Here is an 8,865-nt window from a genome sequence, read left to right as displayed (position 1 = left end):
CCCCCCCCCCCCCCCCCCCCCCCCCCCGCCCCCCCCCCCCCCCCCCCCCCCCCCCTCCCCCCCCCCCCCCCCCCGCCGCGGCCCCCCCCCCCGGCGCCACCGCCCGTCCCGGTGCTGCCCGAACCCGACACACCCCGCGACGCCTTGAGACTGGATCCCGCCGCCGGCGACCCACTCGACAAGCTGCAGCAGGTGCTGCAGGACGCGGCCGGTTAGCCGGTGGAGGTGCCCGTCCAGTACTCGGCGAACCGTCCGTCCGCGATCCGCAGGATGTCGTTTCCGGTGAACCGCTTCGGTCCGTCCTCGGTCGCGCCCGTGCCGATCCACCTGGCCGCGAGCATGTTCCCCTCGACGAACGGCTCCACCTCGATCACGAACTTCAGGTCGTCGAGCATCTGATGGGTCTCCCCGACGACTGCCTGCAGTTCCGCCGGACCCCGCACCACACGTTGCGGCCAATGGCCGACGAAGTCGTCGGTGACCAACTCGGCCGCGACGGGTTTCCCCGACCACAACTCGTCTATCCAGCGTGCATACAGATCTTTGGGCGAGGTCATGATCGTGTACTTACCGGGCGAGGCGTGGATGCGCAATCCGCCTCACCAAGCGGACGGCAGAAAATGCGCGGATAGGTCTGCGGCTGCGGTCAATTCGACCTCGAACGCTTCGCGCCGCGGCGGCCCGTCAGGGCGTGGACGGCGGCTCTTCGCCACGCAGCCGGGCCTGCAGCTGCGCCCGGTCCCGGCGTCGACCTTCGTCGAACGCGGCGATGCTCGCGGTGGCGCGGCGGCGGAGCGGGGCGAACAGCCAGATGCCCAGCGGAAGAGCGATCACCAGCGCGAAAAGCAGCGCCACGACGAGTGGAAACTCGCGAAGACCGAGCAGATGTCCCACTCCGAAGATCACCGCCGCCAGCGCCGCCACGAGCAGCAGACGCGCCAGCACATAGGCCAGCACATCGAGTACGAGCCGAGTTCCGGGACGACCGTCAGACACGAACCGAGCCTACCGACGGCGCGTATATTCGAAGAAAGGAGGTTTTGTTCCCGTGGCGTACCTGCTCCTGATTCTCGTGCTGGGCGTGCTCATGTATGTCGCCTGGCGGCTGATGCGAGTCTCTTCGAGCCGTCCGCGGACCCGCGTGATCGGGCCCGACGACGATCCAGAGTTTCTGCGTCGCCTCGGCCAGGAGGACAACCCGCGCCCCTGATCCGCGAGCTCAGCGGTGGGCGCCGGGAAACCCGGCCGCGACGGCCGCGGCGAGTTCGAGCAATGCTTGTCTGGTCTCCGGTTTCAGCCGGTCGAGGCTGATCTCGGCGCCTTCCTCCAGGTGCGGGTCGAACGGCACCTCGAGCACCGCCCGGCAGCGCCGGTTGAAGTGGTCGACGACCTTGCGCATGTCGACCTTCCCCGACCGTGGTCGCACCGCGTTGATCACCGCGATCGAGTTGCGCACCATGTCCTGGTGGCCGTGGGCGTCCAGCCAGTCCAGCGTCGCCGAGGCGCTGCGGGCACCGTCGACCGAGCCCGAACTGATCACGATCAGGGTGTCGGCCTTGGCGAGCACCGCCGCCATGGCCGAGTGCATCAGCCCGGTGCCGCAGTCGGTGAGCACCAGGCTGTAGAACCGCTCGAGGACTTCGAGGGTGCGGGTGTAGTCCTCGGAACTGAACGCCTCCGACACCGCGGGGTCGCTCTCGGAGGCGAGCACCTCGAGTCGGCTCGGGCTCTGTGAGGTGTAGCTGCGGACGTCGCTGTAGGCCTGGATCCCTTCGGCGTCACGCAACAGGTGACGCACGGTGGCCGGCGTCTCGAGCGGCACCTTCTCGCTGAGCGTGCCGCGGTCGGGGTTGGCGTCGACGGCTATCACGCGGTCACCCCGGATCGAGGCGAGCGTCGCGCCGAGCGTCGCGGTGATCGTGGTCTTGCCGACGCCGCCCTTCAGCGACAGCACTGCGATGCGGTGGCAGCCCCGCAGGGGCCGCTGAACCTGCGCGGTGAGCGTGCGACGGCGAAGCGCCTTCGGTCCGTCGCTCAGGTTGATCAACTTGAACGACCCGAAGTACAGCCACTTGCGCCAGCCCTCGGAAGGGGCGCGCTTGGGTTGGCCGAGCAAGGCGACCGTCGACAGGTCGAGATACGGCGGGGGGTCGTGCGCCGTGACCGGCGGCGGGGAGCTGACCGGCAGACCGTTGGGCGGTGTCGGCGCCGTCCACTCCGGCGGCGGTTCGGTCGCGGGATCGCTGAACCGGCTCTGCGCACGGAAACCGCCTGGTGCGTAAGCATTTTCGGGGATCACCGATGGGGAAGCCGCATCCTTGCCGTGACGATCCTGAGCGCGGTGCGCCGGATGTTCAGACATGCTGACGGTCCCCCATGGCTTCGCAGGCTGACGTGAGCGATCTTAGCGAAACGGTGATACGACGGCCCTCAGCCCACTCCGGCGTAGGAGTGCAGACCCACGGTGACCAGGTTGATGAAGAACAGGTTGAACACCATCGCGACGAAGCCGACGACGTTGATCCAGGCGGCCTTCTTGTCGCGCCAGCCCGCGGTCGAGCGGGCGTGCAGATAGGCGGCGTAGACCACCCACGCGATGAACGACACCGTCTCCTTGGGATCCCAGCCCCAGTAGCGGCCCCACGCCTCCTCGGCCCAGATCGCGCCGAAGATGACGCCGAAGCCGAACACCGGGAAAGCGAAGATCGTGGTGCGATAGGCGATGCGGTCGAGGGTCTGCGGATCAGGCAGGCGGTGCACGACGCGGGCGAGCACCCCGTCAGTACCGGGGTCGCCGAACCGCGACATCTTCATCAGGAACAGGATGCTGGCCACGCCGGCCACCAGGAACACCCCCGAGCCCAGGCTCACCACCGAGACGTGGATGGGCAGCCAGTAGGACTGCAGGGCGGGCATCACCGGCGCGGCGTTGGTGTACAGCCAGCGTCCGGAGACCGTCAGCAGGATCAGCACCGGAACGAGCACGAACACCCACAGCGACCGGTACTGGGGGCGCCGCAACACCACCGCCGCGGCCACCAGGCCGCAGAAGCACGTCAAGTTGATGAACTCGTACATGTTGCCCCACGGCGCCCGTGAGGTGGCCAGGCCGCGCAGCACGATGCAGCCCAGGAGCAGGCCGATCCCGACATAGGTGAGGGCGAGGCCGGCGCCGCCGATGCGCTCGTCGACCGGGCGCTTGGGGGCGTCGGCGACGACGCCCGGGGCGCCGCTGTCGGCGCCCACTCCGACCAGCTCACGGGTCTCGGCCTTGCGGCTGCGGGTGTACGCCAACTCGATCGCCAGCAACAGCAGCGCGCCCACCAGGACGAGCACCGATGAGGTGAACGCCCAGTCCGAATACCGCGCCAAGCCGATGTCGATCTGCTCGGAATTCATGTGACCTTCTCTCCTGCGGGCTGCGCCGACGTCGCATCGGGAAGGAGGCGCTGTGTCAGCCGCTCGAACTCGTCACCCCAGCCGGAGTTGTCGGTACGCGCCAGCCCGCCCAGCTCGACGGTTACCGTACCCGGACCTGCGGGGCTGATCCGAATCCAGACGCGGCGCCGGCGCACCACCAGCGACACCAGCAGGCCGGCCATCATCGTCAGCGCGAACACCAGCACCCACACCTGGGCCGGGTCGTGGGAGACCTGCACGTTGATGAACGGCACGGCGCCGTCGAACCGCACCACGGTGCCGTCGTCGAGCCGCGTCGACTCGCCCGCCCCGAGGTTGACCCGCGCCTTCTTGGTCAGCCGGCCCTGTTCGATGAGCCGCGGATCGAGGGTGAACAGCGACTGCGGCCGGCCCGTGTCCAGGCCGGTGTCGCCGCGGTAGATGTCGACGGCGACGGCGGGATCGTTGAGTGCGGGGAAGCTCGAGGACAGCAGCGTGCCGTGCAGCTGTTCGGTCGGGGCGAACAGCCCCATGATCGCGAGCTGGTTCTTGCGTCGTTCGTCGGCGTCGGGATAGGTGCCGCCGGGTGGATCGAACCGGTGCACGCCCGACGACAGCAACGTCATCTGGTCATCCGGGCGCCACTGCAGCGTTTGGGTGCGCGTCTGCCCGTCGGGGAACGTCACGGTGAATGTCGGTGCGTAACCGTGGCCCTGCAGATAGATCCGGTCGCCGCCGACCCGCAGCGGATGGTTGACCTTCAGGTGGTAGGGCCGCCAGGTGCCGGTTTCGAGGTCGGCGCCCGCTTGGTACTCGATGTCGGCGGCGAACGACGTCGCCTGCCCCGTCGGCAGATAGTCGGCTTGGAAGTCGTTGACCCGCAGACAGATCGGATGCAGAGAGGTGCCGTCGACGGTGTTGCCCGCGCGAAACGAGTCGAACGCCGCTGGCGACGCCGAGCAGAATCCCGGACCGCCGTCGGCGATCACGATGACGTTGCCCTCGTAGCCGAACAACTTGCCCGCCGCGACCGCCACGAGCAGCCCGAGTAGCGAGAAGTGGAAGACGATGTTGCCGAACTCCCGCAGATAGCCCTTCTCCGCTGAGATTTCCGTGGTTTCGCCGTTGTGGCGAGTGGTCGTGCGCCACCCGCGCAGCCGTTCGGACACCGTCGCGGCGAGGGCTTCGGGCTCGGCCGCCGTCTCGATGCTGTGGTGTTTGGGCAGCCGGCTCAGGTTCCGCGGCGCGGCCACCGGAGTCGCCCGCATACTGCGGAAGTGTTCGATCAACCGTGGGGTCAGGCAGCCTACGAGCGAGATGAACAGCAGGACATAGATCGCGGTGAACCAGAAGCTGGAGAATACGTCGAAGGCCTGGAGGCGGTCCAGCCACGGCCCGATCGTCGGGTGTTCGGCGATGTACTGGTTGACCTTGGACTCGTTGAGGCTGCGCTGGGGCAACAGCGCGCCGGGGATCGCCGCGAGCGCCAGCAGGAACAGCAGCACCAGCGCGGTGCCCATCGACGTCAGCGTGCGCCAGGTGTTGCGTATCACCGCGTGGGCCCCCGCGAAAGCTGGGGACAGACGTGAAATGCCCATATTTCGCGGCTTTTTCGGGCAATTTGCGTCTGGTGGCGCCTGGGTGGTGCTCATATCGGCAACGTCACGTCGGACACGAACGCGTCGCGCACCCAGGACACGAAGTCGTTCCACACGCCGGTCACCAGCGCGGCACCGACCAGGATCAGCAGCACCCCACCGGCGATCTGGATAGTCCGGGTGTGCCGTCTCAGCCACGCCAGCCCCTGCACGGCGCGCGCCGACCCGAATGCCAACAGCACGAACGGTATTCCCAGGCCCAAACAGTAGGCGATGACGAGCGCGACGCCGCGGGCGACATTGCTCCCGTCGGTCGCCGAGGCCACCGCGATCACCCCGGTCAGCGTCGGGCCGAGGCACGGCGTCCACCCGAGCGCGAACACCGCGCCCAGCAGCGGGGCGCCGCCGAGCGTGGAGATCTGCCGCGGGGTGAACCGCGCCTCGCGCTGCAGGACGGGGATGAACCCGACGAACACCAGCCCCATCACGATGGTCACCACGCCGCCGATGCGCTGCAGCAGAAGCTGATTGGTGATCAGTGACGTGGTCATCCCGAGGACCGCGACGGTGCCCAGAACGAAGACGACCGTGAAACCGGCGACGAACAACGCGGCCGCACCCGCCACCCGCAGCCGCGTCGCCTTCGCCGCAGCAGCAGTGCGATTTGTGGAGCGGGAACGGCGCTCACCGCCGCTAACACTCCACAAATCGCCGGGCGCATCGGGCGCATCGTCGGAAACCCCCACCACCGCGGCCAGATACGACAGATAGCCCGGCACCAGCGGCACCACGCACGGCGAGGCGAACGACACCAGCCCGGCCAGCGCGCTGACCAGAAGCGCCAGCAGCACTGGGCCGCCCGCGATCAACTGGTCGACCCCCTCGAGGCTCATGTGCCGGCCTCTTTGCGCTCCGCCGCCCCGCCCTTTTCGCGTGCAAGGCGTTCGACCACCGGCTGCAGATCCTCGGCGAGAAGTTCGCGCAGGAACACCGCGGCGACCCGGTGCTCCCGGTCGAGCACCACAGTCGACGGGATGACCGTCGTCGGGTACCGGCCGCCGAACGCGATCATGGTCCGCATCGCGGGGTCGTAGATCGAGGGGAAGGTGATCTTCCGGTCGACGATGAAGTCCACCGCGGCCTGACGGTTGCTGTCGCGGACGTCGATGCCGACGAATGCCACACCGAGGTGACGTGTCTTGTCGTAAACCTGCTGCAGCTGGGTGATTTCGGTACGGCACGGTCCGCACCACTGTCCCCACACGTTGAGCACCACGACCTTGCCCGCGAAGTCGTCGAGGGAGATGGTTTTGGCCGGGTCCATCAGGTCGGGACCGCTCAGCGGGCCGGGCCGGCCGCGGTCCTGCGGCGGGTCGTAGAAGATGTCGGTCTGCCCGCCGGGCGCGACGAACTCGAAGGTGCCGCCCTGCGCGACCGCGTCGCCGCCGGTGGAGCAGCCGGCGAGCGCGACGATCGCCGCGCACGCCAGAAGCAACCGCAGCTTCACTGCCCGGCCAACTCCGCGTAGCTCCAGCCGACGTAGGTGTCGCCGTGAAAGTAGAACGAGGTGAGCGAAGCCAGGTTGCACAGCCGTCGGGTCGGAAAGTGGTGCAGTGCATGGCCGGTCATCGACCGGCGCAACGTCTCGACGGGCAGTTGGTGGCTTACGCACACCGCCTCGTGGCCCGCCGCCTTGGCCCTGGCCCGATGCACCGCGGCGGTCATCCGCGCGGCGATCTCGTGATACGGCTCGCCCCAGGAGGGTGTGCGCGGGTTGCGCAGATGCCACCAGTTGCGGGGGTCGCGCAGCGCACCGTCGCCCGGCGAAACCCGTTGTCCCTGGAAGATGTTCATCGACTCGATCAACGCGTCGTCGGTGTCGACCGACAGCCCCAGGCCCGCCGCGATGGGACCCGCGGTCTCCTGTGCCCGCTCCAACGGCGAGGCCACCACATAGACGATGTCGCGCGACGACAGCCAGTCCGCGACCGCCTGCGCCTGCGCCCGGCCCCGCTCGGAGAGGTGATAGTCCGGCAGGCGGCCGTACAGGATCTTGTCGGGGTTGTGCACCTCGCCGTGCCGCATCACGTGCACCACGGTCTTCACGTCCTCGGGCCTCGTCATGCCGGTCTCTCGGCTTCCGCCGCGGCGCGCGCGGCTTCGGGCAGGGCTGCGGCGATCCGGTCGAACGCGTCGTCGTCCAAAGCCGTTGAGACGAACCAAGTCTCGAAGGCACTCGGCGGCGGGTACACGCCGGCGTCGAGCAGCGCGTGGAAGAACGCCGGGAAGCGCCACGTCTCGGAGGCCCGCGCCGATGCGAAGTCGGTCACCGCCTCGTCGGTGAAGAAGACGCTGAACATGTTGCCGGCGCGGGGAATCCGGTGCGCCACGCCGGCTTCGGTCAACGCCCCGCTCAGCAGCTCGGTCAGGCGGTCGGCGTTGGCGTCGAGTTGGGCGTAGGTGGCGTCGTCCGCGGCGCGCAACGTGGCCAGACCCGCCGCCATCGCGACCGGGTTTCCCGACAGCGTGCCCGCCTGATAGACCGGCCCCAGCGGAGCCAACCGGTCCATCACCTCGGCTCGGCCCCCGAACGCGGCCGCCGGCAATCCGCCGCTCATCACCTTGCCGAAGGTGAACAGGTCGGCGTCGACCGGATCGACGCCGTACCAGCCCGACCGGCTGACCCGGAACCCCGTCATGACCTCGTCGACGATCAGCAGGGCGCCATGTTCGGCGGTGATCCGGCGCAGCGCGGCGTTGAAGCCGGGCAGCGGCGGGACGGTGCCCATGTTGCCGGGGCTGGCCTCGGTGATCACGCAGGCGATCTCGTCGCCGAAGCGGGCGAAGATCTCCTCCACCGCCGCGACGTTGTTGTACGGCAGCACGATCGTGTCGGCGGCCGCGGCGCCCGTCACCCCCGGCGACGACGGCAGCCCGAGCGTGGCGACGCCGGAGCCCGCGTCGGCCAACAGCGCGTCGCTGTGGCCGTGGTAGCAGCCGGAGAACTTCACGATCTTGGCCCGGCCCGTGTAGCCGCGGGCCAACCGGATCGCGCTCATCGTGGACTCGGTGCCGGAGTTCACCAGCCGCAGCCGTTCGACCGGTGCGACCCGGCCGATGATCTCGGCGGCCAGTTCCGACTCCGAGGGGGTGGGGGCGCCGAACGACAAGCCGTCGGACACCACTCGCTGCACCGCCGCGACCACGTCCGGATGCGCATGGCCGAGGATCATCGGCCCCCACGAGCAGACCAGGTCGACGTAGCGGTTGCCGTCGGCGTCGGTCAGCCAGCAGCCGTTGGCCGAGGTGATGAACCGCGGGGTGCCGCCGACCGCGGTGAACGCCCGCACCGGGGAGTTGACGCCGCCGGGGATGAGCGCGCACGCGTCGGCGAAGAGCTTCGCGGAGACGTCGGTGCTCGACATGGCCACCAGTGTCCCAGCAGGTGCGAAACCGTCAACTACAGGGTGTAGTGGCTCAACCGGGAGTGAGCGCGAACGTGGGGTGATCGGCATCGGACGGCAGCTGCTTCCAGTAGGCCTCGACGACCTTGCCGGCCAGCGGCCGGTAGGCGGCGATGATCGGTCCCCGCTTGTCCACCGGCACCTCCGTGGCCACATACGTCACGTCGCCGAGCTTGACGTGGGGGTCGGCGCGGACGTTCTTCACCCACTCGGCCTCGCCGCGGCTGGACACCAGATACTTGACGCCGTCGACCTCGGGGACCACGACCGGGATCTGTTGCGGCTGCTTGCTGACGCGCTTGGTCACCGTGAGTGTCTGGCTGTTGCCGACTCCGGTCGCCATCGCGATCTTGTTGAAGATCTTGCGCACGAACCACGGAGGCTTGAGGTAGGCCATGGCGTCG

The 8,865-nt window shown here is 68.9% G+C and carries 11 protein-coding genes; 1 reads left to right on the top strand and 10 read right to left on the bottom strand.

Annotated features, from left to right (window positions below; genetic code table 11):
- Positions 1-212 precede the first annotated feature (212 nt).
- Positions 213-557 (bottom strand): ester cyclase, encoded by a 345-nt coding sequence (locus AU185_RS19255; RefSeq protein ID WP_059099209.1) that lies wholly within the window; start codon positions 555-557, stop codon positions 213-215.
- A gap of 127 nt (positions 558-684) precedes the next feature.
- On the bottom strand, positions 685-996 hold the full coding sequence (locus tag AU185_RS19250; protein ID WP_059099104.1) for a DUF4229 domain-containing protein: 312 nt from the start codon (positions 994-996) through the stop codon (positions 685-687).
- 52 nt (positions 997-1,048) lie between these two features.
- Here AU185_RS19250 and AU185_RS25385 point away from each other — a divergent pair, with 52 nt between their 5' ends.
- The gene (locus AU185_RS25385) at positions 1,049-1,210 is read left to right on the top strand and encodes a hypothetical protein (RefSeq protein ID WP_172799537.1); all 162 of its coding nucleotides are present in this window, start codon (positions 1,049-1,051) and stop codon (positions 1,208-1,210) included.
- Positions 1,211-1,219: 9 nt separating this feature from the next.
- Here AU185_RS25385 and AU185_RS19245 read toward each other — a convergent pair whose 3' ends face one another.
- The 8 genes from AU185_RS19245 to AU185_RS19210 form a co-directional block, all read right to left on the bottom strand.
- A complete protein-coding gene (locus AU185_RS19245) occupies positions 1,220-2,362 on the bottom strand; it encodes a nucleotide-binding protein (protein WP_082683972.1) in 1,143 nt (380 codons plus the stop codon).
- 68 nt (positions 2,363-2,430) lie between these two features.
- Entirely contained in the window at positions 2,431-3,399 is a 969-nt protein-coding gene (gene ccsB, locus AU185_RS19240; protein ID WP_059099105.1) for a c-type cytochrome biogenesis protein CcsB, read from the bottom strand.
- Positions 3,396-4,997, bottom strand: a complete 1,602-nt coding sequence (gene resB, locus AU185_RS19235; protein WP_059099106.1) for a cytochrome c biogenesis protein ResB — start codon at positions 4,995-4,997, stop codon at positions 3,396-3,398. The genes ccsB and resB overlap by 4 nt, the downstream gene beginning before the upstream one ends.
- Positions 4,998-5,047: 50 nt before the next feature.
- Positions 5,048-5,890 carry a cytochrome c biogenesis CcdA family protein gene (locus AU185_RS19230; protein ID WP_059099107.1) on the bottom strand — a complete coding sequence of 281 codons (843 nt, stop codon included), beginning with the start codon at positions 5,888-5,890 and terminating at the stop codon, positions 5,048-5,050.
- The gene (locus AU185_RS19225) at positions 5,887-6,504 is read right to left on the bottom strand and encodes a TlpA disulfide reductase family protein (protein WP_156425591.1); all 618 of its coding nucleotides are present in this window, start codon (positions 6,502-6,504) and stop codon (positions 5,887-5,889) included. The genes AU185_RS19230 and AU185_RS19225 overlap by 4 nt, the downstream gene beginning before the upstream one ends.
- Positions 6,501-7,121, bottom strand: a complete 621-nt coding sequence (locus AU185_RS19220) for a histidine phosphatase family protein (RefSeq protein ID WP_059099108.1) — start codon at positions 7,119-7,121, stop codon at positions 6,501-6,503. The genes AU185_RS19225 and AU185_RS19220 overlap by 4 nt, the downstream gene beginning before the upstream one ends.
- The gene (gene hemL / locus AU185_RS19215; RefSeq protein WP_059099212.1) at positions 7,118-8,422 is read right to left on the bottom strand and encodes a glutamate-1-semialdehyde 2,1-aminomutase; all 1,305 of its coding nucleotides are present in this window, start codon (positions 8,420-8,422) and stop codon (positions 7,118-7,120) included. The genes AU185_RS19220 and hemL overlap by 4 nt, the downstream gene beginning before the upstream one ends.
- Before the next feature lie 52 nt (positions 8,423-8,474).
- Positions 8,475-8,858, bottom strand: coding sequence for a nitroreductase/quinone reductase family protein (locus AU185_RS19210; RefSeq protein WP_059099213.1), 384 nt, complete (start codon positions 8,856-8,858; stop codon positions 8,475-8,477).
- Positions 8,859-8,865: the final 7 nt, after the last annotated feature.

Source organism: Mycobacterium sp. GA-0227b (genome assembly GCF_001499855.1).
GTDB lineage: Bacteria > Actinomycetota > Actinomycetes > Mycobacteriales > Mycobacteriaceae > Mycobacterium.
The sequence above is the reverse complement of the archived record's forward strand: the minus strand, read 5'-3'. Positions and strand labels throughout refer to the sequence as shown.